Source organism: Pedobacter steynii (assembly GCF_900103665.1).
In the GTDB taxonomy this organism is placed as follows: Bacteria; Bacteroidota; Bacteroidia; order Sphingobacteriales; family Sphingobacteriaceae; genus Pedobacter; species Pedobacter steynii.
In genome coordinates, this window is sequence record NZ_FNGY01000017.1 from 1 (window position 1) to 23,941 (window position 23,941).

The window sequence follows — 23,941 nt, forward strand, 5'->3', positions numbered from 1 at the left end:
AGCAAGGACGCGGCAGCTGATGGCATAAATTGAAACTATATAAAAATACAAAGCTATATTTTTAATACTTGCTCCACAACTTTTGGCATTGATCCCTTTCTTTCTATTCATAGATGTGATAAGGATATTTAAATATAGCTTTGTGCCTTACTTAGCGAGCTGTTATGGAAGAAATAGTAAGTCTTGATGAAGCGCTGGCTTTGATCGAAAAAAGATATTTAAAATTGAAGCCAGAAAGTAGGACCGCATTAATGGAATGTGCCAGGATTGAGGTATTTGAAAGAAATGCGATACTTGTTAAAGAACATCAGTATTCAAAATCTTTAATGTTCATGGTAAAAGGAGCTTTGAGAGCCTACTATTTGAAAGATGGAAAAGACATCAGTGATTGGTTCGCCTTTGAAAATGACTTTATCTGTGAAATAAACAGTTTCTTTCTGGATAAACCCAGTGATCATTATTTTGAAACATTGGAGAAATCTACTATCCTGATCCTTTCAAAGGATTCCATAATGAAGCTTTGTGATCAATATCATGACATAGAAAGACTGGCGAGATACTCGACTACCAAAACGATGATCGGGCTTCAGCGAAGATTGGTTTCTCTGCAATTTGAAACTGCATTGCAGAAATACAATAACTTGCTGGCCGTTCATCCAGGTATTGTCCAGAGAGTCTCTCTAGGCCATATCGCTTCCTTTCTGGGGATCACATTGGAAACGCTGAGCAGAATCCGAAACCCGAGAAACGGAATTTGATCTATATCAAATGGACTAAGGATAATTAGTGAGATTTTTGAGATAAATTAAATTTTATGAAAATTTTAATAATTATTGGCGGTGTACACAGCCTGCTTTTCGGTTTGTTTCATTGCATGTTCTGGGATAAATTACATTGGAAATCGGAGCTGAAGAAAGTTGACCCAAACAATGAGGCCGTGATGCAGATCTTAAATCTCCGGATCATCTATGTTTTCTTTTTGCATGCTATTCTGTGTTTCTTCTTTATTGAAGAACTGTTGACCACTTCCCTGGGAAATTTTATGCTGATCGGATCGGCATTGTTCTGGTTGGGTAGAACAATTGAACAATTTGTATATCAAAAGCAACTGCCATTTAAAGACCCGGTCAATATGGCTGTAACGGTAATGTTTTTCATTGGAATAGCCATTTACACGATACCACTTATCCCATTCATATGATGCTCAGGATTGCTGGATATTTGAATGTTTTGATTTCATTTGGGCATATTGCCGGGCTGTTCCAGGCGGAGAAAATGTTCCGGTTAACCGGAATTGAACACGAAATGCAGGAACTCAGTGCTGTACATCATGTTTTGCCCTATGCATTGACGGTATTTGTTGCCCTTGTATTTTTCGTATTTGGTTTATATGGGATTTTGGCAACAAGCGAGGGGCTAAGATTGCCTTTTCTGAAACCCGGAATCTACCTCATTTCGGGAATTTATTTTCTGCGCGGAGCGGGAGAATTAATAGCCGATGGTATCCGGGGAACAACTACAACGTTAGGCTCGCTTTATTCGGTCATCGCGATATTCATTGCCTTATTGTATCTATTTGGTGGTTTACAACTGAACAGGACTCAAATGGAGTAAATATAAAAAAGGGATATACTGAGCTTTTCAGCCTGTATGATCCCTTTTTTTCTTTACGCTGGTATTTTTGGCCTTTTAAGCAGCTACCAACACTTGTTTAGGCTTTTTTTTGCTCTTTTTCTTTTTTCCCCACCAGATATAAAATCCGGTAATGGGTAAACTTGCACAGATCAGACTGGCTAAGAAGTATAGAATTTTGGTGGTGAGACCGCCAATCGCGCCTACATGTATCGCATAATTGAGCTTGCGTACCTGATCGGGGAATTTAAGATCTCCCAGTCTTTTCGTTGAATTTGGCAGGAGCTCCAGGGTTAAGGGATCAAAATTAAGGTCCCTCCAGAAGCCCATGGTCATGTCAGTACAGGCATAAATGGCCTCATCTGGTTTTTCTGCAAAATGTATGATGACCTGGTCTTTGTTATACAACGCAATTTCATTGACCACTTTATTATAAATCAAATCTGCATTTTGTAAAGAGGTGTTGACTGATGGACCGGAAACTTCTACTTTCTGTCTTCTCGGCCTTGAACCATTTTCACCTCCTGTTAACCAGTAAACGCCTTTTCCGAACCAGGAGAAGCTCATCACCAAGCCAGTAACTGCCATTAATACGGCCAGCAGCAGGGAATAGAAACCCAGTACATTATGAAGGTCATAATTTACCCGTTTAAAGCGTGCTTTCCATTTGATTTTAAAGCTTTGGTCGCGGGTGGATTTGGTCCATTTTTTTGGCCACCACAAAACGATCCCGCTAATCAGCAATAAAAAGAAGATAAAAGTAGACCAGCCTACAATTTGTCTGCCCAGCTTGCCTTCAATCCAAAGGTGCCGGTGTCCCTCATCCATAAAATGGAAGAAGTCGTCATGATCAACCATTGCAATGACTTCGGCAGTATATGGATTTACATAGACCATCGAATCCGACTCATGGACGCTGAAATGTGCAGTACGGTTTTCTCCATGATACCATACGGATTCAACATGTTTTCCAGGCAATGCCTGCTCTACTGCACGATGTAATACAGAAGGTGCTAATATTTTAGCATCCTTAGGCCTTTCGGCATGAAGCCATGGATAGGCAAGGCTTTTGATCTCCTGCTCAAACACCAGGACGCATCCGGTGATGCTGAGAATAACGACTACAATTCCTGAAGCTAATCCCAGCCAAAGGTGTAACCATGCGTTTATTGCGGATAGTTTGGATTTCATCTTTTAAAATAAACGGCAGCGCAACACCGTCGGTTGCGCTGCCGTGATTTTTTGTGGTGATTAGTTTAACTTGTAAAGCACAGGGGTGTCGCCATCGCCACCTTCAACTTTTGCTCCTTTTGTTAGTTTATCGGTATTCGAGTCGTATTCCCAGATATAAATTGCATCAGCCTTGGCATCGTTTACTGCGATATAGACTTTGCCGTTATGAACTACTGCAGAACGGGAATTCAACAAAGGGGGAAAGTCAAGTTTCCTCACGATTTTTTGTGAATGTACGTCAACCACAATGTATTCCCACATTGATTTGTACCACCAATCGTCTTTTTCTTTAACTACATTTTTGGCATCACGGGCATTGATCAATAAGGCCTTTCCGTTTCCAAGATATTCTACACCAAGCTGGTTGTCACCCTGACTAAGGGCACTGATGTTGAAGAAATATCCCGGATCAACAACTGTAGTCCCGTCTTTGATGCGGTAGAATCCTGTAGGCATGTTAGGTTTGTTACCACCTAACATTGGCATCGGATGGGTTAGTACATACGTATTGCCCTGATCATTAAACTTGTGGAAGTATCCGTTACGTAAAGCACCAAGAGGAGCAGAACGTGTATCCTTTCCTGTGATTTTAAAGTTATTCAAACCCGGATAGTCTATGGATGCAGTGTATGCAGTATCATAGGTAAGTTTGGTAATGCTGTTTCTTACCATGATGCCCATAAAAATCTTTCCACCTTGTGGTGTAATGGAGTTTACAGACAAAGTATGGTCTTTTGGTAATTCCTTTCCGGTATCAAATACACCACTTTTTATGACGGTCATATTGTCTACATCGATAACTGCATATTCGCTATTGCCACGTCCGCCGATCATCAGAGTTTTGCTGTCTATCCAGGTATGCCATCCAAGGTATAGATAAGACATTGCCGAAAATGGAATCTCTTTTATGGTCTGTAAAACTCCGTTTTCAAAGCTGTATTTCCCGAATTTGCCGCCATTTGGCTCAACGGTATAGAAGTATTTTCCTTTCTGGATGATGTTCTCACCCCAGGTAAAAATATTGGTTACATCGGTACCTGTTCCTACAGGAGTAATTACACCCGACATTAAATCACGAATTGGTAACAGGTATGAACCTTTAGACGTGCTGTAATGTATGGCAAATTCAGGTTTCCCCTCAGGAGTAGGGCCAGTGTCCCCTCCTTTAGATTTGCTGCAAGCGGTAATTGATGCAGCCACAAATAATGCACCTGCAAAAAGCAGACTGCGGTTCTTGGTTTTATTAAACATATTTATATTGATTTATTAAAATGAATTAATGTTATATCTCAGTTTTAAAAAGAATGCCCTTCCAGGTTTTTGCTGTTTGAATACATCATAGGCAATCTGGTCGGTTAGGTTGCGGGCCTCTCCGGTGATGTTGTAACGGCCATTCTTTAGGGAATAAGTGAGCGCGATGTTTTGTATCCATTGTGCCGGGATGTAATCTTTAGTTTTCGCATCCCCTAATTTTGACCAGCTTAAGGAATAGTCGTTCACAAACTGCATATACCAGTTAAACTGAATACGGTTGCCCTTTTTACCAAATACATTGCTTTTTCCCAAGCTTACATCAGTGTTCCCATACAACCAGGGTTCGTTTGGAGTACGGCTGCCATAGGTTATCTTTTCCCTGTTGGTCCCTTTTACATACCTTTCACGATCCACCGCATCGTAATAACTCATGTTTACCAACGCGGATAATAAGTCGCCATAAGTGTATTTTAATTCAAAATCAGCTCCTTTTATTTTTATTCCGCCTTCGTTTGCTGATTCGGAATAAGCGCCCTGAGAATTGCTGTAGGGTCTTGAAATGATGTAGTCTTTTGCGTTTCTATAAAATACGGATCCGTCAGCGCTAAAACGGTGCTTGCCGATTGTTTTACCAAAGAAAAAGCCCAGGTTAAAATTGTCGCTGTTTTCAGGCTTAAGCTCACTGTTACCGATAACATCCAGACCGTTTCCGAACAATTCAACCATACCAGGTAATCTGTAAGCATGTTCATAAGAGGCTTTGATGCCTAGTTCTTCTGTTATTTTATAAGTAGAAGCCAGACCATATCCATAGTATTCTGCTGTTTCAGCAGGCTTATTTGCGTCTGGCCGGCCACTGAACCCAAAGTATTTACCAAAAAATGAATTGGTCAGTTTATTGTTGAAGAAGTTTTGCTGATAATTTAAGCCTAAAACTGTTTTGTTTACACGATTGGTTTTGTTGTAAGTCTGGTTGTAGGGGTCTATCTCATCGTAACCTTCACGGCTGGCGCTGTTCAGGTTGTAGTTCAGATTGAAAAGGTGCTGTTCAGAAAGTTGATAATTCAGATTTAGCTGAACAAGGGCATTGTTGTTATTGTAGTGCAGGATAGATTTATTGCCCATTTCACCTCTGTTGGGATATTTTGGGTTTGGCAATTCATCTGGTTTACCGTTCCACCGGTAAGAGAAAAAAGAGCTGGTATCTGTGCGTACCTCTTTGCTGATCGACATATTTGCGAAAACAGTAGCCGACAAGCCATCTACAAATATCCTGTTTTTACGGTAGCGAAAACTCGGAACAATACTGTGGCTGTTGGCATCAACATTTCCATATATTTTCTCTTGTGTGGCCCCTGTTTGACGCTCATTTTTTACGTTATTATACGTTAAACCAAAAACCGCTATATCTGCCCATTTTTTATCGGCAACGCCCAATTCAACCTGCCCCATGTAAGACTGGTAGTCGTTATGGAATCTCCTGGCCGACGACAGGGTATCGAAACCTGATTTGTCTTTACTCGGAACCTGCAGATATACATTGGCTTTTGGATAGCTCCTCATTTTATAACTGTTGTCGGAATAGTTGTAATAGGAGTTTACGTTAATCTTTATGCCGCTTTTTGGGTGGGTATAACTTCCGCTAACGGCGGTACGGTGGGTGTTGAACGAACCATAACTGTAACTTACATCCAGGGATTTTCCACGGTCACGATTCGTGACGATGTTCACCGCCCCGCCCAGGGCATCCGAACCCAGATAGGGAGGAACAACCCCTTTATATACTTCTATGCGTTCTGCAATGTTGATCGGAATGTTATTGAAAGACATCCCACTTCCATAAGATTCCAAAGGAATTCCATCAATAAAAAATTTGACGTGGTTGCCCGAAAGCCCATTGATAGAAAAGGAATAATCAGAGCCCAATCCACCTTGTTCACGGATTTTAACGCCTGTGCTTCGGCTCAATACCTGATTGATATCGGAATTTGTATTGGCATATTGTTTCGTCTCGATCACGTTGACCGCATAGCCGGATTCTTTAATCTTCGTCGCTTTAGTCTTCCCGTTAATCGCCACATCCTTTAGCTCATTTTGACTTCCCTTTAAAGAAAAATTTAAAGCGCGTGTTTCCGATTCTTTAAGTACAATCTTCTGGTCGATCTTTTTGAAGCCGACAACGCTGATCTGAATGGTATAAGATCCAGGTGATAAATCCTGGAGTTCATAATTACCTTGCTGGTCGGTAGCGACCGTTTTGTTAGCAGGGAGCAGCCTGATCGTCGCGAATGGAATGCCTTCTCTTTGCTCATCGGAGACCTTTCCTTTGATGCTGCTTTTGATTAATTTCTGCGCTTGCCCACAAAATATACAGGCGCATAGTATGCCTGTTAGCAAGATTTTTTTAATTTGCATTACTTTTAGATGTTTCGATTTAAGAGTAACCCTTTTCAGGGCTTGGGTCATACAGCTGCGAACTGTATGGCCCTTTTTACTTAATAATTATCACAAGTCGTCCGTTTCCCCTACGTTATTTAGACTTTTTTTAAATAAGCTTTGTCAATAACTGATTATTACCCTTATATACCTGAATTGGAACCCCTTTCTTTATGGAATTCATCTGCAATTTTATGAAGCGGGGATGATATCCCTGCGCTAAACCTTAAAACCAAATAGGATGAAAACTACCTCCAATTACCTCCTCAGGGCGATGCTCTTTGTCGTATCCTGCTCTTTTGCCTGTAAGAGGGATTCCAGTCTGCAAGAAATGAACGCTGCTCCGGCAAAAGCACTGAAAACAGCAGCTGTGGCGTCTGTCGCAGATCATGTCATCGAAACTGGGATGAGCTTATCACAAATTAATGCGGTAATCGCCGGGGCAAATCCCGGAGAAACGGTGCTGGTACAACCGGGAACTTATTCGGTTACCGGCAAAATTGTGATGAAGGCCGGTGTTTCAATCGCCAAACAAACAAGCACCAACCCCATTTTCGATGCAAGTGCTTTATCCACCATTTTGACGATGAGTTATACCTCAGACATGAGCAATTGTCTGGTTTCCGGTATCACCTTCTGGAACATCAGGTTTTCTATGATCGGAGCCGGAAGTACTTCCTTTAAGTACTGCATTTTTGATTATGGAAAGCGGGCGTTGAATACCAATAAAACGAACAACTTAAAAGATGCTTACCTGGAATTCAGAGATGCAGACCTGAGCCTGGTCAGCAACTGTGTATTTTGTCACAGGGTGGCGGACCCGGGGAGGGGAGTCTGGTTGAAAAACACGACGAATTCCAAAATCATGAACAATACCTTTGGAAATGGAGGCACAACGGGGTATTTTGTGACTGCCATTAACGACAACAGTCAAAGCAATTCTTTAATCGACGGGAATACGATCACCAGAAATCCGGCACTGAGTCTGGTCGACAGCCTTACGGATCATGGCATTTATGCGCATAGTTTTAACGGATTAACGATTTCGAACAATACGGTTTCCGGATGGCCGGTAAATGGAAGTGGGGGAAGTATCAAGGCAAGAAACGGGCAAAACCTGAATATTTCGGGTAACACGCTGAATGACTCCGGAATCCTGCTGTATGAATATGCCAACAGCCCTTCTTTTCCTTACCTGAAATATGTGGTTGTAGCTAACAATACCATTAATATTCCTGCGGCTGCGGCCGATATGTATCATGGCATTGGGTATTACCGGGACAATACGATTCACTCGGAATACTCGATTAATATTTCTGATAACCTGCTGCCTAACGGAACAATTTATGCTGCCGGATCGGCCATTAATGTCGCTGATTTCAATGCTGCAGGGGGTGGCGTATATCATAATGATACCGCAACCGGATATCTGTTACTCAAGACGGGAATCAGTAATTCAGGTAATTATTAATTGACTTACGACTTTTTTCCAGTCTTGTTGTCATAACAGTATGAGGAAAATCTACCCGTTATTACTGGCGTTAGTTTTATTCGGTTCCTGTACAGCATTGAAAGAACTGCATGCTGAGCGAATGTCCAGGCCCGATTCCCAGTTCAGGATTCATGCCATCAGTCCGCTGATGAATGGATATTGTCTGCTCAGCGGACAGGATGATGACCATAACCAATATAGTTTTATTGCTAAGGATATTCCACATACTTTGAAAATAGGCGATGTCTATTCTATGAAATAAAATCAGGATGGTAACAGCTCAAATTGTAATACATAAAAAAGACCCGGATCATAAATCCGGGTCTTTTTGTTAGGGGGTACTGGGGGCTAACTCTTTTTTGATGGCTTCAGTGTTCCGGGAGCTGCCGGTTTCTGACCTTTGTCGGCTTTAGGCAGAGATTTAGTGTCTTTTGCCGGAATCTCTTTTTTTATCGTGTCTTTTTTAGCCGGAGCTTGTTTCGGTTTAATTTGTGCCATCGCACTCATGCCGATGGGCATTACTGCACAGAAGATAGCCGCAAGAATGGAACTTTTTAAAATAGACTGGATGCTTGAATTGTTTTTCATAATGATTTAATTTAATTGTTGTTTTAAGGTGTTTAATTGTTTTATGGCGCGATATTCACCAACGCTTTACTTTGTTCAGCATACTTTTTTACTTTCCCGTTTTTGGTATGGAAAACGCTGATTTTATCATTTGGTAAATCGATGCTCAATGTATAATCGTTATTGGCGCAATTGTGTTGCTCACAACCTGTGGTTGATATGATGTTATTTTCAACGCTGATTGGAGTTTCTGTATTCCAATATTTAATCATGAGGTCATAATCTTTGCCCAATAACTGCTGAAGCCTTGGTTTCAGTTTTACATTTTTTAATAATGCAACCTCATTGGGATACCTGCCGGTATAAGCAGCCAGGTCTGCCAGATCGGAATTGATCGGTTTGGCATCTATAATCTCAATTTTTGTATTGCCTTTATTTAATCTCTGCTTTTCAGTACATGAACCCAGCAATATGGTCATCGTCAGGGCTGCTAAAAATGTGCGGTTCATCGCTTTATTTTTTAAGAAGTAACTGTCCTCTGATTTCACCGGCAGGGAATTTTGTGGAAACGATGTTGAGGTACACCTTGTCTTCCAGTAGTGCTTTTTCTCCGGCCTCATTTAAATCAACGGTACCGCTGGAGGGTGAGTTGTACTTTGCACCATCTTTCTTGATATTGGCGACTAAGGTGCCCAATTCTGTTGCTGTTCCCAGGTGAAGGTTGATGCTTTCCGGATTTATGTCGCTGAAAGTCAGTCTGTAGGATAGTTTTTTAGTCGATTTTTTATAAGTGGCAGTAAGTGTTCCCGTTGCTGTGGAACCGGTTTTGGTATTGGTCGCATTCACACCAGAAGTGATGTTGTATTCGATTTCTTTTTTCTCGGTCGGACGTACGCTTTTTTTCTTACAGGCGCTGAAGAGGGCAAGCATACAAAAAATCGCGCCGAACATTAAGATTGGTTTTCTGAAGGAAATTCCTTTTAAATTGATGGATGTTTTCATTAACATAAAAATTAAATTTGTTTTTTGTTAGTAAGACACCCCTTCTTTTTAAAAGTCTTAGTCTTTTATTTTTTTTAAAAAATAAGAAGATTTCAGTAGGACTTAAATGAGTTTAGGTTGTCATCATGTATATATAGACTAAGGAATACTTATGACTGATCAGGATACTGAGCTCATAGAGGGGATCTGCCGAAAGGATAAACGGAGTTTTGAGTTGCTTTATAAAGGGTATTATAAAAAATTATACATTCTGGCATTTCAGTATGTACGTCAGCCGGAAATGGCTGAAGAGCTGGTAAATGATGTCTTCCTGAAGCTTTGGAACGATGCTGAGCAATTGAATATCAGGCAATCCCTGAGTTCTTATTTGTCCAGGTGTGTGATCAATACCGCACTAAACACAATAAAAAAAGAAAACCGTAAGGCCTTTCACCAGGAAAAATTCCTCTCTGGTTACGAGGAATCTGAAATGGAAAATGACGAAGCGCAAATGCTGGAAAATAAACTGATCAGACTGGAGAAAGCATTGGACAGTCTCCCTCCTCAATGTAAGAAAGTCATCATGATGAGCAAGTTTGATAAGTGTAAACAGCAGGAAATCGCGGATGCCTTAAACATTTCGGTGAAAACAGTGAAAAGCCACCTGACCAATGGGTATGAAAAAATCAGGGTCATGCTGTCAAAAGAACAGGTGCTGTTTTTCTTTCTATTTCTTTTATTCGCAGTTGAATTAAGACTTCTGCACTTAAATATTGTCTTATAAGTATCATGGAAGAAATTAATCATCCCAATCAAATCCCCTACCATCTGATCATGGATGAAATGGAAGGGGAAATTTCAGTGGCCGACCTTCAGGAGCTGGAAAACTGGAAAGCAGCCGATCCCGCTCATTTGCGGAGCTATCAGGAAATTCTTGACATCGCCGATCATGCGGAATTGTTAACGGTATACCGCGAAGCAGATCCGGAACTGGCCTGGCAAAAATTTAAGCCCTCGATCCCTGAAGAAGTTAAAATCGTTCCCCTTCATTCGGAAAAGAAAAGCGGATTGTTCTTTTTGAAATGGGCTGTTGCTATAGTAGTGGTCATTTCAGGAGCCTTGTTGCTGGCAAATCAGAGCGGATGGATTGGAAGCCAAACCATTAGCACCGGAAAAAATGAGCGGCAAAAACTAAACTTGCCGGATGGTACGGAAATTTTTATGAATGCCAATACCACGATTTCTTATCATAAGTCTGGATTTTTGAAGGCAAGAAATGTGGAGCTGGAAGAAGGAGAAGCTTATTTCAACGTCATTCACGATGAGGAAAACCCTTTTTCCATCAAGGTGGGCGATCTGAATGTAAACGATCTTGGAACAAGCTTCAACCTGAAAGTAGAACCCAAACAAGTGGTGGTAGTCGTGAATTCCGGAAAAGTTTCTTTGGAAAAAGCAAAGGATACAATTCTGTTATCTGCCCAGGACAGGGGAACCTTCAACAGGGAGACAAAGCAAATGAGCTTTGCTAAAAACAATGACCTCAATTACAGGGCATGGCACGACAAAACCTTACACTATGAAAAAGCGTCCTTGTCTGAAGTTGCGGATGACATGAAGGAATTATTCGGTACACACATTATTTTTCAGGATGCTGCGTTAAAGGAAAGGACATTAAGCGCTTACTTTAAGGACAAGACCGAAGCCGAAATTATGAATAGCATAGCCGAAACGCTAAGGCTAAAAGTAACGAAAAGAGGTGGTACATTTGTTTTATCTAATTAAATCCCAGGCCTATTTTTAAACTATACATTTTAACCATCATTACGATATAATTGTTAATATGATTTCTTTTTCCCTCATTTCTGAATGAAGGTCTTCTGTATCCGGCAATCCATGGTCATTAAATTTATGGCCATGGTTTTTCTTGTTTTAACGATAGGGAGCCTTGCAAAAGCTCAGCATATTCCTTTAAGAAAAAAAATGACTGTTCGCTTCTCCAATGTCACGCTGGAGGAGGCTTTAAATCTGTTGAATGCAGACCATACTACCCCGCTATCCTTTGATCCTGCGATTATCCCTTCCGGGAAAAGGTTTAACCGGTCTTTTTCTGATACCCCTCTCGCTTTGATTCTGGAGTTCCTCCTCGCTGAAACGGGCCTTTCTTACAAATTTCTTTTCAGAGAAGTGATTATCCTGCCTATGGAGCAGAATAAAACCACCCTGAATGGCCGTATTGTGGATGCAGAAACCGGCGAAGATTTGATTGGTGCCAGCTTTTATATCGAAAGTCTGAAGCAAGGGGTAAACAGTAACAACTATGGTTTTTATTCCCTGACTGTTCCTACCGATGATTATGAAATTCTGGTGAGTCATGTGGGCTATTCCTCACAAAGGCTGAAGTTCTCCCTGCAATTCCCCAACCATCTTCAAATGATCCGCCTGCAGAAACAGGTCAATAAACTGGAAGAGATCGTGGTAAAGGTGGTCCAGAGTCCGGATTCTATTGCGGCCAAAAATCCGGGGCAGTCCCTGAACTGGGAATCACTGAGAAACGCGCCCTATTATAGAGGCGAGGCAGATGTCATTAAAGCTCTTCAAATGCAAAATGGGATTGTTGGTTTAACGGAAGGCAGCAGTCAGATGTTTATCCGGGGAGGGAATAAAGATCAGAACCTGATCTTACTGGATGAGGCCATTGTCTACAATCCTGCACATTTATTCGGATTAACCTCCATTTTTAATCCGGATGCGTTAAAAAATATTCAGACTTATACCGATGCGATACCTGCCAATTTCGGGGGACGGTTGTCTTCTGTAATTGATGCCCGGATGGCAGATGGGGACGATAAGAATTTCCACATCAAAGGAGGGATTAGTTTATTGGCGGCAAGGGTTTCACTGGAAGGACCTCTGGTGAAGGAAAAAGGATCCTTTTTGTTTGCCGCCCGCAGGAGCCTGAACAATGTGCTCAGCCGGGACCTGGAGCTGTTTGATTTGAAACCTGCATATCATGATTTCAATTTTAAAGTCAATTACAGGTTCAACACCCGCGACAGGATCTTTTTCTCCTCCTATATCGGAAGAGACAAGGTGAGGTCGCAAAACGGATATTTTAACCGTTGGGGGAATCAAACGGCTACCTTACGCTGGAACCACATCTTTACGCCGAGGCTGTTTTTAAACTTATCAGCGATCTATAGCAACTATAAAAATCAGCTTTTTATCAATGCAGATTCCCCGGCAGGGATGGACAAATGGATCACCGGTATCAAGGATGCTACGGTAAAGGGGGATTTTATTTTCTATCATAAACCTCAAAGTCAGTTTCAGTTTGGCTTCAGCAGTATTCTTCATCTTTTTATTCCGGGAGAAATCAATCGGGAAGATCAGACGAGTATTCCCCGTGCGAGGGCTGCGGAATCCGCGATCTATGCCTCTCATCGACTGTTTTTAGGCGAGAAAATAAGACTTTTGTATGGCTTAAGGATGGGGATGTTTCAAAATATTTCCACCCCCAGGCTCTTTTATTTCGATGAATTCTATGAGCCGATTAACTATGAGGAAGATGTTAGGGGTGGATACAAGAAATTCTTTAGACTTGAACCTCGTTTTTCGTTCCAATATATGCTGCAACCTTCCAGTTATCTGCAATTCAATTATAACCGGAATTACCAATACCTGCAATTGGTGCAAAATGATGAACTGGCATTTTCATCTTTGGAAAGCTGGATTCCATCGAGTCCCAATCTGGCGCCACAGCAATCGGATATGTTTTCTCTGGAATATAAAAAGCGTGTTTCTTTTGGAAGCTTCTCTTTGAGTGGCTATTATAAAAAGATGCAGAATCAGCTGGAGATGATCGACCATGCACAGGTCATCAAAAACCCTGCGGTAGAAATGTTACTCCGTCCGGGCTCATCAGAAGCTTACGGTTTGGAGTTCATGCTGTCCAAAGATATTGGCCGCTTTAAGGGAAGCCTTTTCTATACCTGGTCCAGGGTCTTTCGTAAGATTGATCAGATTAATCAGGGAAAAAGATATCCGGCAGGGTATGACATCCCGCATGTGGCAAAGCTCGCCTTAGGCTATCAGCTTTCCGACCAGATATCTGTTAATTCCCTTTTCACTTATAATAAAGGCAGACCAGTGACATTTCCTATCGGATATTTTCTGCAAAAGGACGTGAAGGTGCCGATCTATCCGGAGCGTAATTCTGCCCGGATGCCTGATTTTCACCGCCTGGACATTAGCATGAAATGGGAACCTTCCATTGGCAATAAGACTAAAAAACGCTGGGTCAGTAGTTTTAATGTCGGACTGTATAATGTTTATGGAAGGAAAAACCCCCTGGTGTACAGAATCAACCAGAATAATCCGGAGGATTTGCAGTTTGATCAGCAGATTTTTTCCGGAAGAACATTGGCCCTCAGTTATAACTTTAAATTTTAGCAAATGAAATTAAAAGCCGATTTATGGATCCTTACGTTACTTCTTGTATTGATGGGATGTAAAAAACAAGAAGATCCTTTTATACCTCCCATGTATGATCTGATTGTCGAGGGAGGAATCAATACTTACAGTAAACACCAGTATATCCGCCTGATTAAGCCGGTAGACTTTGGAAATGAAGAGGCTTCGGTGAACCTGAATCCCATCAGTGGTGCAGTGGTGAGTGTAAATGACGGTGTTCAGGATGTTCCTTTTACTGAAATTCCGGGAACAGGTATTTATACAGCTGTTATGGAAAATAATGACAGATATGATGCTGCATACACTTTGACAATTAACTACAATCATAAAGAATATAAAGCAATTGATTCGCTGTATCCGGTGTTTCCTATTGACGCAAATTATATTCCGCTCTCTATAAAAAAAGCGCAGACGGGAGGAGTCAGACTGACCATTCCCAAGCATACTTTCGGAACCAAAATAGCACAGCAATGGTTGATCCTGCCGGAAGGCAAGACCTGGGATCCCGGAAAGTTTAATGAAAGTTATCCTTATAGTTACTCTCATGTGTATGGTACGCCCAATGCACTGCACCCCTTGATTCAAAAGGCAAGAATCGTAGATTCCGGAATAAACGACAACCTGGTCATTTATAAATATTCTCTCTCAGAAAATTATAGTGCTTACCTGTACAGTGTGTTCCAGGAAACGGATTGGAAGGGCTTATTGTCTTCTGTCCCCGGAAACGTAAAAGGCAATATTTCAGGCAATGCAAACGGTTTCTTTTATGCGATCGATGTAGAGGTGCAAACAAAATCTATCAAAGAACTGATGGAAAACTAAATCATAAAATATTTCATTTTCTTTCTAAGACTTTTTGAAGATTCCGTTGTCATAAAGGAAAACACTTGATCGTGTGCGCTTTTTTAGCCGCAGATCGAACACATTTATGAAATATTTTACGTCGTTATTCTTCTTTTTTATCATTTCCGGGGTCCGCGCACAGTCTGTTCAAATAAAAGGAAAGATCATCGATCAGTCCACAGGATTACCCTTATCTCATATCAATATCGGATTTTCAAATACTAACGTTAAATCGCGCAGTGATGCTGATGGAAAATATACCATCAGTACCAATGCAAAGGTTAAAGAGGTCAGTTATTCCGGCGTCGGCTATAAAAAGCAGGTCAGGACGATTACCAAAGCGGAGGTTCAGGAGATCAACATCAGCATGGAACCATCAACGCAAGACCTCTCTGAAGTTAGCGTAGTGGCTGCAAAACAACCCAGGTACAGGAACAAAAATAATCCTGCTGTAGAACTGATCCGCAAAGTGATGGAGCATAAGGAACGAAACAGTTCCAAATTTCATAAAGAAATGGTCTTTGAGCAATACGAAAAGCTAAATATGTCTTTGAGTATCAGCAGCGAAAAGGCGAAAAAATCTTCACTGCTCAAAAAGCTTCCTTTTCTGATCAGGAACTCGGATTCATTAAGAAGGCCGGGAAAACACCTGATTCCTGTATTCATGCAGGAGAAATTAAGCCGGTATAAATATTCCGCTCAGGGCCAGGATTCCAGCCTGGTTCTTGGAGAAAAGCAGTCCAGAATAGACCAGTACATTGATGAGGATGGAATCAATGAATATCTGGAAAAAGTGTACCAGCGGGCAGACCTCTATGACCATGATATCGGTATGGGAAACCAGCGTTTTCTAAGTCCTATCGCCGATATGGCGCCTCAGTTTTACAAATATTTTATTCTGGATACCTTGAAAGATGTCTCTCCATGGCAGCTTAAAGTGATGGTTTCCCCAAAAAACAAACAGGATGTTCTCTTTATGGGGTATTTATATGTGAGCCTGGACGGGCACTATGCCGTGCAAAAGGCTACACTTTCTGTAAATAACCAGATTAACCTGAACTGGGTAAGAGATTTGCAGATTACATTGGATTACCGCCAGGATTCCTCTGGCCATTACCACCTCGGCAAAAGTGTGATGAGCATGGACCTTGGAATCTTTAAAGAAGGAACCAGCGTTTTTGGGGAAAGGACAATCATGATCAATGATTTTGTTTTTGGTCCGCAGGCCTTGCAGAAAAAGATAGGGCCGAATGTGATTGCCGATCAGAAAGTAAACCGTCAACCTGAAGATTTCTGGGAAAAAGCAAGACATGAAAAGCTGTCCTTAACAGAGCAGATGGCGTATACGAATATTGATAGCCTGAAAAGCTCGAAGCCTTTTAAGCGGAAAATGGCGGTGGCTGCACTTTTACTGTCCGGTTATCTGACCAAAGGACCGGTAGAGATCGGACCATTTAATTCCTTTTTTAGCTTTAACCCGGTAGAAGGGGCAAGGTTTCGTTTTGGCGGGCGTACAACAGAAGAGTTTAGTAAAAAGCTGGTCTTTGATGGCCATGCTGCCTATGGCACAAAAGACCAAAAATGGAAGTATAGCCTGGGTGCCATTTATTCATTAACAGACCGCTCCATCTATCAGTTTCCGGTGAGGTCGCTGACGGTAAGGCATAGCTTTGAAACACAAATTCCAGGTCAGGAGCTTAACTTCCTGGAGGATGATAATTTCCTGCTTTCTTTCAAAAGAGGGGTAAATGACAAATGGTTGTACAACAGGAAATGGATGGCAGAATACCTGCATGAAACAGAACAACACATTTCCCTGCGGCTGACGTATAAAAATCAGGCGCTAAACCCTGCTGGCGGACTTTTGTTTCTTCCGCAAACTGCAATCCCTTCCCCGGCGATCCGGGAACTCCGTACTTCAGAGTTTTCCGCTGAATTGCGTTGGGCACCCCATGAGAAGTTTTATCAGGGGAAAAGATTCAGAAGGCCGATCAATAACGGCCACCCTGTATTTACTTTAAGAGGAAGTCTTGGCATGAAAGATTTTCTGGGAGGAGATTATAATTATCAAAGCCTGACCTTGAACGTAGCCAAACGTTTCTTCTTTTCTCAGTTTGGATTCTCGGATGTAGTGCTGGAAGGAGGGGCCGTATTTGGCAAAGTGCCTTATCCATTACTGAGTATCCACCGGGCCAACCAGACCTATGCTTACCAGCTGACTTCTTATAACCTGATGAATTTTATGGAATTTATGAGTGACCGGTATGCGAGCCTGAACCTGCAGCATTCATTTAATGGTTTTTTTCTGAATAAGGTGCCCTTAATCAAAAAGTTGCAATGGAGAGAGGTGATCTCGGTCAAAGTTTTAACCGGCAGTATCAGCGCCGGGAATGATCCGGCAAAGAACCCTCAGTTGTATCGCTTCCCTTTTGATGAGCACCAGAATCCCCGCTCTTTTGCCATTGGAAATGTGCCTTATATAGAGGGAAGTGTGGGTGTTTCTAATGTGTTTAAATTCCTGAGGATAGATTTTGTAAAACGCTTTACGCATTTGAATAACCCTGGCGTAAGTCCATGGGGCATTCGTGCAAAAATTAATGTAGACTTCTAATCGTATGAAAATTCAAATATCGACAATGACATGGCGACAGGCATGGAGCAACGGGGCTTTTAAAGCCAAATTGTTCTTAGGTGTTTTTATAATGGGATTGCTGGCTTTTTTTCTGCCGGTTTTCTTTGCGGAGATTGAGCAAAGAGATGGAATGGTGCTGGGCGATGAATTGTTGAAAATGATTCCTTCCTACGATGTTTCTCTAATGATCTTTATCGTCCTTTACGGGGGGATCTTGTGGTTGATCAGGGATGTGATCCGGAATCCCTTAATCTTCCTTACGGTACTTTGGGCCTATATATTCCTATGTGTAAGCCGTATTGTTACCATCAGTCTGGTTCCTTTGGACCCACCAGCCGGATTGGTGGAAATGTGGGATCCGCTGTCTATTTTCTTTTACCATACCAAAACCATTACCAAAGACCTGTTCTTTTCCGGACATACTTCTATTTTATGTCTGCTGGCCTTGTGTCAGCAAAGCAGGCAAAGAAAACTAATCGGATTTGGAATGACACTCCTGATGGGGGTATTGTTGTTAATTCAGCATGTCCATTATACGGTAGATGTCCTGGCGGCTCCTGTCTTTACGGTATTCTTCTGGTACCTGATCAGTATATCGGGTATCCAGCTTGGCGTATCCGATTTTAGGGCAGTAAGTAGTTCCCGCTCTGCCGATTCATCGGGATTGTAAGATTTTTTTAATAAATTGTCTATACTTTTAGCCCCCATACTAAATGATCCACGCAGATGATGAATAAAAAAGTCTCTATCAAAGATATTGCAAGACTTACCAATACCTCTATTACAACCGTTTCCTTTGTATTAAACGGGAAAGGACACATTAGTAAAGAGATCATTAAAAAAGTACTCGATAAGGCAAAGGAAATCGGATATGAACCGAACCGCATGGCCATTGGCTTGCGCACCGGGGTCTCTAAAGTCATCGGTTTGGTGGTAGAGAATATCGGAGGACCCTTTTTTGGAGAGATGAGTAAAGTGATCGAACAGGAAGCGGATAAGCTGGGCTACCGCATTCTTTATTGCAGTACCGATAACAGCATTAGTAAAGGAAAAGACGTCATCCGAATGCTGACCCAGCAACTGGTTGATGGTTATATTATTACTCCTTTAAAAGGCCTGGAAGAAGAGGTTCAGAAATTGGTGGATCAGGGGAAACCTGTGGTGCTGGTAGACGGCTATTTCCCGGGATTGAATATCCCGCATGTGCTGGTCGACAATTATAACAGCGTCAATAAAGCGGTGAATTGTTTCGTTGAGGCCGGGTATAAAAATATTGGTTTTGTGACCTCTGATCTTGACCTTATCCAATTGCAGGACCGGTTGATGGGCTATAAAGCGGCTTTGAAGATGAATGGGCTGAAGGAAGAAAAGGAACTGACGCTAAGATTGCCTTATCAGATGGATAAAGATGAAAGTGTAAAGGAGATCAAAAGCTTTATCGAAGCACATCCGGAGATGGATGCCATTCTTTTTACCACAAATTACCTGGGTATTATGGGTTTGAGAAGTGTAAAGGAACTGGGCTTAAATATCCCCTCGGATATGGCCATGATCAGTTTTGATGAGAGTGAAATTTTCAGTCTTTTCCCCCCGGGAATAACAACGATTCAGCAACCTGTCTATCAAATCGCGAAACTGGCGATAGATATGTTATTGTCGCAAATACGGAAGGAAGAAAGTACAGATGCGAATGAAATGAAGCTGCAAATCCCATCAAATCTGATTGAGCGGGGCTCTACCGCGAAAAAGGTTTTATCCTAGTCAGGGATTCCCAATTGTTTGACTGATGTCTGAATAATTGAAAACATGTGAATTGAAAGTCATATCAGTCATTTGCCCTTATCGGGGAGCTGTTTTGATTGTATTTTTGATTTTATTTTATTCACATGAAGAAACAACTGACTTCCATTCCTTATTCTGTATTGGACCTGGCTACTGTTATTGAAGGAAAAAAGCCTGCAGATACGTTTAAAAATAGTTTGAATCTCGCACAACAGGCAGAAGCCTGGGGCTATCACCGTTACTGGCTGGCAGAACACCACAACATGATCAGCGTGGCAAGTTCTGCAACTTCAGTTGTGATCGGACACATTGCAGGTGGTACTAAATCGATCAGGGTGGGTTCCGGAGGAATCATGTTGCCAAATCATTCCCCTTTAGTTATCGCCGAGCAGTTTGGAACTTTGGAGTCCCTCTTTCCCGGCAGGATTGACCTTGGACTCGGAAGAGCACCGGGAACCGATCAGGTGACCGCAATGGCGATCAGGGGAGAGCGGATGAATGCCGCCAATAGTTTCCCTCAGGATGTGCTGAAGCTTCAGGCTTATTTCTCTGAAGAAAACAGTGCCAGTAGTGTCCGGGCAATTCCGGGAGAAGGTCTGGATATTCCAATCTGGATTTTGGGTTCGAGTACCGACAGTGCCCGTTTAGCTGCGGCATTAGGCCTTCCTTATGCTTTTGCAAGTCATTTTGCCCCGGCACAATTCCTGACGGCCATCAATATTTACAGACAGAACTTTAAACCTTCCGATCATTTAAAAGAACCTTATGTACTGGCTTGTGTAAATGTGGTTGCCGCAGATACAGATGCGGAAGCTAATAAACTGGCTACTTCCCTGTACCAGTTGTTCAGAGGTATTGTAACAGGGAAACGTTCCCTGCTCCAGCCACCGGTAGAAACGATGGAGGGAATCTGGACCCCATATGAAGAAGAGCAGGCAGAACAGATGCTGGCCTGTACTTTTACAGGAAATAAGGAAACGCTGAGCAACGATCTGCAACAGTTTCTGGACCAGACTCAGGTTGATGAACTGATGACCACTTCGCATATTTTTGACCATCAGGCACGTTTAAAATCCTATCAGTTGCTATCAGAAGTCTTTAAAGGAATATAAATTGATGCGATATATTCAGCTTCCCATCTTGACTTTAGCCTGAGTTTTAGGGCTTTTACTTTTGAGATTAAAGCGTATCAATTTTGTATCAAGGGGTCACAAGGGACTTTATTCCGGTATTGGGTAAGACGGTATTAAACGCGTTGAAGCTCAGAAAAATTTAGCAGCAGCAGGTTTATTTTTTTCATCAGGCAACGCTTGGGGGAGAACATTCGTAATAGGAGTATAGAACTATTAATTAACCCCCTAAAATCTGACCTATGATGAACAATTCGAAAACCAGACTCCTGATGGTCCTGTGTCTGTTAACCAGTTTTTTTGCCTGCTCCAAGAAGGATGAAGTTAAAGATCCGGTTATTACTAAAAAAGGCTTACAGCTAACTACCAATGCTAAATTTGGTGCTGTTCTTACAGACAATGCCGGAAAGACACTTTATTTTTTCGCCATGGATGCCAATGGTACCTCCGGATGTACCGGTGGTTGTGAAGCACTATGGTCAGTTTACTATTCGGCCGAGCTTAGCGATAATGCCGGTATCAATGCTGCTGATGTAGGTGTGATTACCCGGGCTGATGGAAAATCACAAAACACGTATAAAGGCTGGCCATTGTATTATTATAAAAATGATGTTGCCACCGGCGATATCAATGGCGACGGAGTTGGCGGCATCTGGTTTGTTGGGAAAGCCGACTATTCCATCATGCTGGTGAACAATCAACTCCTTGGTGCAAATGGGAAACAGTATACTGAAGCACTTACAGAAGGACCAGGAATCACACAGTATTTTACCGATGGAAACGGAAGGACGCTTTATGCATTCGCTCCTGATAAGGCCAACAAAAACACTTTTACCCTGGCTGATTTGAGTAACAATAGCGTTTGGCCACTTTATGAATCAGATGTTAAAAGTCTGCCTTCAGTGATTAAAGCCGAGTTTGTCGGACAAATCACGGTATTTGGCAGGAAGCAGTTAACTTTTAAAGGTTGGCCCTTGTATTATTTTGGACAAGATGCCAAACGTGGCGACAATAAAGGAGTAAGTGTTCCTACTCCCGGAAAATGGCCGGTGGTTAAATTGAGTACTGCTGCGGCGCCATTAAACTAAAAACGCTTTCAACATTTTAAGGTTATTCTTTGACCCATGTGGGGCCGAAAGCTTCAGCATAAGCTGGAGCTTTCTCTTTTTACCGAAATGGCCCTCAACTGCTGAATCCAATCTTGGTATGTGTCCCGTCACAATAAGGTTTATTGGCGGAAGCACCGCACCTGCAAAAAGCCGTTACTTTATTCTTTCTGGTTTCATTTCCTTCCTTGTCCTTCACAATGAGGTTTCCATAAACGAGCAATGGCCCATTTGGGACGGCCTCGACAATGCTTTCCGCATGGCTTTCCTGGGGTTCTTCTACCTGATCATTCAGGTAATAACTAAGTGCGCCGGATGGACATCGTTTAACCTGGGCGATGATCTGATCGGTTGTCGCAGCTTCCGGTTTTATCCATGGGCGTTCAGCAGGATTAAATACCTCCGCAAGGCCACGCCAGCAGATTTTTGAATGGATGCATACGCCGGGTTTCCATACGATAGTCACCTCTCCATTGCTGTATTTTTTCGTGATGTCTTTCATGATAGGAGATTAACAATTAAGCCTATCATTAAGTTATGGAAAAAAAATCAAATTTAATTAATGCACCGGACGCTGTAAGGCTTTAAACACATATTCTTTATAGCTTGCCCCGATGGGAATTTCGGTGTTTCCGATTTCGATATCATAGGTGGTAAAAGCAGTTACCTTTTTCAGATTGATCAGGTAAGAACGGTGGATGCGCAGAAAACCTTTGCCTTGTAATTCTGCCTCCAGATCGCTGATTTTATATTTAGCCGTTACCTTGTTGCCAACACAATGGGCAACTACATAGTCTTTCAGACTTTCGATATATAAGACCTCGTCAATATTTAATTTGTGAAACTTACCTCCCGATTTAAGGTACATAAACTGTTGATCTGTGGGGGGAAGCAAGGTCGGACTGCTTTGGTTATTTAACCTTAAATACCGTTCAATGGCTTTGAAAAAACGATCAAAGGTAATCGGCTTTAACAGATAGTCGATGAGGTCCAGGTCATAGCCTTCTATAGCGAATTCCCGATAAGCTGTAGTAATAATTACTGCCGGAGGGTTTTTTAAAGTCTTTAAAAAGTCTATTCCTGAAATCTGGGGCATTTTAATATCCAGAAACAACAAGTCCACCTGTGTTGATCTTAGCACTTCGAGCGCTTTAATGGCATTCCCGCAGGTACCAACCACCTCAAAGGAATCGAGTTGATCAATGTGTTTTTGGATCAGTTGAATGGCCAGCGGTTCATCATCTACCAGGAGACACTTTACTTTCATGGGATTCATGTTTTACGCTACGGGATGCTGCAGGTTAATGGTTAATAAAGCTACAAAAGTCTCTTCATGTTGTGATAAATTCAACTCATAATTTTCAGGATAAATTAAATCCAGCTGTTTCCTGATGTTGTTTAATCCGATTTGCTCGTTTTTATTTTTGTGCTCCCTGGGCATAAAAGAATTAGAGACCATAAATTCAAAATGGTGGTTCTGAAGCTTCAGGTGAATGTTGATCACCGGATTTCCAATGTCTTCTCCGGCGCCGTATTTAAAAGCATTCTCTACTAAGGATAGTAAAATCAGCGGAGCGATTTCCGCATTTTCATCTATCGTTTGCTGGAAATTTACCTGCAGACGGTCATCATATCTTAGCTTTTCCAGTTCAATGTAATTCTTTAAAAGGGTAATCTCAGCCGATAAAGGTACATAGGTGCCATCGCAACGATAAAGTACATGATCCAGAATTTCAGATAAACCAGCAATAGACTTTGAGGTCACTGGTGAATTCATGAGGGATAAGGAGTAAATGTTATTTAGGGTATTGAAAAGAAAATGAGGGTTCAGCTGGATTTTTAAAATTTTCAGCTCTGCTTCTGCCTTTTCTTTTTCCAGCTGAAGTGCACGCTTTTGAACCAGGTATTGATCCTTGAGTAATTTTAGAAAAGTAAAAACCCATGCTGTGGAAAAATCATGAAGAAAATAAGAACCTGCAAGCTTGGGAATATCTGTTAGTATTTCCAGAAAGGATTCCTGGCCAAAAGGTGGAGTTCTTACCAGAGGTTCTACGACATAAATAACTACTGTTCTTGAAAATGCACAGATCAGGTAACTGCCGATCAGGAAATAGAAGATCACAAAATAGTAATTCTTTACATTCAATAGTTTTGGAATGACGAGGTAAGCGACGAAGTAAGTAGGAATCATGGATAACAAAAGAGCAAATCCTTCTGTAATCAATTCCGTTCTTAATTCTTCAGATACAGAGGTATGTCCTTCCGGCTTGCTAATCGACAACAAAAAAACCATCACCCAGAAAAGGATATGGCTAGGTATTCTATATACCGTGCTGTAGTGTACAATTTTCTCAAACAATGACATATTCCTATCAAATATAGA

Annotated in this window: 23 protein-coding genes; 14 read left to right on the forward strand and 9 right to left on the reverse strand. The window is 41.7% G+C overall.

Features of this window, described 5'->3' with window-relative positions:
* Positions 1 to 164: 164 nt before the first annotated feature.
* From BLQ87_RS31180 to BLQ87_RS31190, 3 genes are read left to right on the forward strand one after another with little or no spacing between them, the layout of a single operon-like run.
* Positions 165 to 758 (forward strand): Crp/Fnr family transcriptional regulator, encoded by a 594-nt coding sequence (locus BLQ87_RS31180; protein ID WP_074612826.1) that lies wholly within the window; start codon positions 165 to 167, stop codon positions 756 to 758.
* Between the two features lie 56 nt (positions 759 to 814).
* Positions 815 to 1,201: a hypothetical protein gene (locus BLQ87_RS31185; RefSeq protein ID WP_074612827.1), complete on the forward strand. Its 387-nt coding sequence runs from the start codon at positions 815 to 817 to the stop codon at positions 1,199 to 1,201.
* The gene (locus BLQ87_RS31190) at positions 1,198 to 1,614 is read left to right on the forward strand and encodes a hypothetical protein (protein WP_216857892.1); all 417 of its coding nucleotides are present in this window, start codon (positions 1,198 to 1,200) and stop codon (positions 1,612 to 1,614) included. Before BLQ87_RS31185 ends, BLQ87_RS31190 begins: the two co-directional genes overlap by 4 nt.
* 75 nt (positions 1,615 to 1,689) lie before the next feature.
* On the opposite strand, the gene BLQ87_RS31195 is transcribed toward BLQ87_RS31190, so the two are convergent.
* From BLQ87_RS31195 to BLQ87_RS31205, 3 genes are read right to left on the reverse strand one after another with little or no spacing between them, the layout of a single operon-like run.
* Positions 1,690 to 2,823, reverse strand: coding sequence for a PepSY-associated TM helix domain-containing protein (locus BLQ87_RS31195; RefSeq protein WP_074612828.1), 1,134 nt, complete (start codon positions 2,821 to 2,823; stop codon positions 1,690 to 1,692).
* A 60-nt stretch (positions 2,824 to 2,883) separates the two neighbouring features.
* The gene (locus tag BLQ87_RS31200; RefSeq protein WP_074612829.1) at positions 2,884 to 4,116 is read right to left on the reverse strand and encodes a hypothetical protein; all 1,233 of its coding nucleotides are present in this window, start codon (positions 4,114 to 4,116) and stop codon (positions 2,884 to 2,886) included.
* A 15-nt stretch (positions 4,117 to 4,131) separates the two neighbouring features.
* Positions 4,132 to 6,534 carry a TonB-dependent receptor gene (locus BLQ87_RS31205; protein WP_074612911.1) on the reverse strand — a complete coding sequence of 801 codons (2,403 nt, stop codon included), beginning with the start codon at positions 6,532 to 6,534 and terminating at the stop codon, positions 4,132 to 4,134.
* 262 nt (positions 6,535 to 6,796) lie between these two features.
* Between BLQ87_RS31205 and BLQ87_RS31210 the strand changes: the two genes are divergently transcribed.
* Together BLQ87_RS31210 and BLQ87_RS31215 are read left to right on the forward strand one after the other, a co-directional pair.
* A complete protein-coding gene (locus BLQ87_RS31210; protein ID WP_074612830.1) occupies positions 6,797 to 8,026 on the forward strand; it encodes a right-handed parallel beta-helix repeat-containing protein in 1,230 nt (409 codons plus the stop codon).
* A 40-nt stretch (positions 8,027 to 8,066) separates the two neighbouring features.
* Positions 8,067 to 8,309, forward strand: coding sequence for a hypothetical protein (locus BLQ87_RS31215; RefSeq protein WP_074612831.1), 243 nt, complete (start codon positions 8,067 to 8,069; stop codon positions 8,307 to 8,309).
* A gap of 86 nt (positions 8,310 to 8,395) precedes the next feature.
* Here BLQ87_RS31215 and BLQ87_RS31220 read toward each other — a convergent pair whose 3' ends face one another.
* From BLQ87_RS31220 to BLQ87_RS31230, 3 genes are read right to left on the reverse strand one after another with little or no spacing between them, the layout of a single operon-like run.
* On the reverse strand, positions 8,396 to 8,635 hold the full coding sequence (locus tag BLQ87_RS31220) for a hypothetical protein (protein WP_074612832.1): 240 nt from the start codon (positions 8,633 to 8,635) through the stop codon (positions 8,396 to 8,398).
* A gap of 41 nt (positions 8,636 to 8,676) precedes the next feature.
* Complete coding sequence (locus BLQ87_RS31225; protein WP_074612833.1) at positions 8,677 to 9,123, reverse strand: hypothetical protein; 447 nt, start codon at positions 9,121 to 9,123, stop codon at positions 8,677 to 8,679.
* Positions 9,124 to 9,127: 4 nt separating this feature from the next.
* A complete protein-coding gene (locus BLQ87_RS31230; RefSeq protein ID WP_074612834.1) occupies positions 9,128 to 9,616 on the reverse strand; it encodes a CHRD domain-containing protein in 489 nt (162 codons plus the stop codon).
* Positions 9,617 to 9,767: 151 nt separating this feature from the next.
* Here BLQ87_RS31230 and BLQ87_RS31235 point away from each other — a divergent pair, with 151 nt between their 5' ends.
* The 9 genes from BLQ87_RS31235 to BLQ87_RS31275 all read left to right on the forward strand — a co-directional run bounded on the left by BLQ87_RS31235 (position 9,768) and on the right by BLQ87_RS31275 (position 21,540).
* Positions 9,768 to 10,379 (forward strand): RNA polymerase sigma-70 factor, encoded by a 612-nt coding sequence (locus BLQ87_RS31235; RefSeq protein ID WP_074612835.1) that lies wholly within the window; start codon positions 9,768 to 9,770, stop codon positions 10,377 to 10,379.
* A 5-nt stretch (positions 10,380 to 10,384) separates the two neighbouring features.
* Positions 10,385 to 11,377, forward strand: a complete 993-nt coding sequence (locus BLQ87_RS31240; RefSeq protein ID WP_074612836.1) for a FecR family protein — start codon at positions 10,385 to 10,387, stop codon at positions 11,375 to 11,377.
* A gap of 132 nt (positions 11,378 to 11,509) precedes the next feature.
* Positions 11,510 to 14,044 (forward strand): TonB-dependent receptor, encoded by a 2,535-nt coding sequence (locus BLQ87_RS31245; protein ID WP_176833005.1) that lies wholly within the window; start codon positions 11,510 to 11,512, stop codon positions 14,042 to 14,044.
* Between the two features lie 3 nt (positions 14,045 to 14,047).
* The gene (locus BLQ87_RS31250; protein WP_074612838.1) at positions 14,048 to 14,887 is read left to right on the forward strand and encodes a DUF4249 domain-containing protein; all 840 of its coding nucleotides are present in this window, start codon (positions 14,048 to 14,050) and stop codon (positions 14,885 to 14,887) included.
* Positions 14,888 to 14,993: 106 nt separating this feature from the next.
* On the forward strand, positions 14,994 to 17,519 hold the full coding sequence (locus BLQ87_RS31255) for a DUF5686 and carboxypeptidase-like regulatory domain-containing protein (protein ID WP_074612839.1): 2,526 nt from the start codon (positions 14,994 to 14,996) through the stop codon (positions 17,517 to 17,519).
* 4 nt (positions 17,520 to 17,523) lie between these two features.
* Positions 17,524 to 18,210, forward strand: a complete 687-nt coding sequence (locus BLQ87_RS31260) for a phosphatase PAP2-related protein (RefSeq protein WP_074612840.1) — start codon at positions 17,524 to 17,526, stop codon at positions 18,208 to 18,210.
* Between the two features lie 56 nt (positions 18,211 to 18,266).
* Entirely contained in the window at positions 18,267 to 19,301 is a 1,035-nt protein-coding gene (locus BLQ87_RS31265) for a LacI family DNA-binding transcriptional regulator (RefSeq protein WP_074612841.1), read from the forward strand.
* 125 nt (positions 19,302 to 19,426) lie between these two features.
* Positions 19,427 to 20,434: an LLM class flavin-dependent oxidoreductase gene (locus BLQ87_RS31270; RefSeq protein WP_074612842.1), complete on the forward strand. Its 1,008-nt coding sequence runs from the start codon at positions 19,427 to 19,429 to the stop codon at positions 20,432 to 20,434.
* Positions 20,435 to 20,694: 260 nt separating this feature from the next.
* Positions 20,695 to 21,540 carry a hypothetical protein gene (locus BLQ87_RS31275; protein ID WP_245723968.1) on the forward strand — a complete coding sequence of 282 codons (846 nt, stop codon included), beginning with the start codon at positions 20,695 to 20,697 and terminating at the stop codon, positions 21,538 to 21,540.
* 94 nt (positions 21,541 to 21,634) lie between these two features.
* On the opposite strand, the gene BLQ87_RS31280 is transcribed toward BLQ87_RS31275, so the two are convergent.
* Genes BLQ87_RS31280 through BLQ87_RS31290 form a run of 3 tightly spaced genes read right to left on the reverse strand, consistent with a single transcriptional unit; the run spans position 21,635 to position 23,923 of the window.
* On the reverse strand, positions 21,635 to 22,060 hold the full coding sequence (locus BLQ87_RS31280) for a (4Fe-4S)-binding protein (RefSeq protein WP_074612844.1): 426 nt from the start codon (positions 22,058 to 22,060) through the stop codon (positions 21,635 to 21,637).
* A gap of 57 nt (positions 22,061 to 22,117) precedes the next feature.
* The gene (locus tag BLQ87_RS31285; RefSeq protein WP_074612912.1) at positions 22,118 to 22,825 is read right to left on the reverse strand and encodes a LytR/AlgR family response regulator transcription factor; all 708 of its coding nucleotides are present in this window, start codon (positions 22,823 to 22,825) and stop codon (positions 22,118 to 22,120) included.
* A 12-nt stretch (positions 22,826 to 22,837) separates the two neighbouring features.
* On the reverse strand, positions 22,838 to 23,923 hold the full coding sequence (locus tag BLQ87_RS31290) for a sensor histidine kinase (RefSeq protein ID WP_216857893.1): 1,086 nt from the start codon (positions 23,921 to 23,923) through the stop codon (positions 22,838 to 22,840).
* Positions 23,924 to 23,941 lie beyond the last annotated feature (18 nt).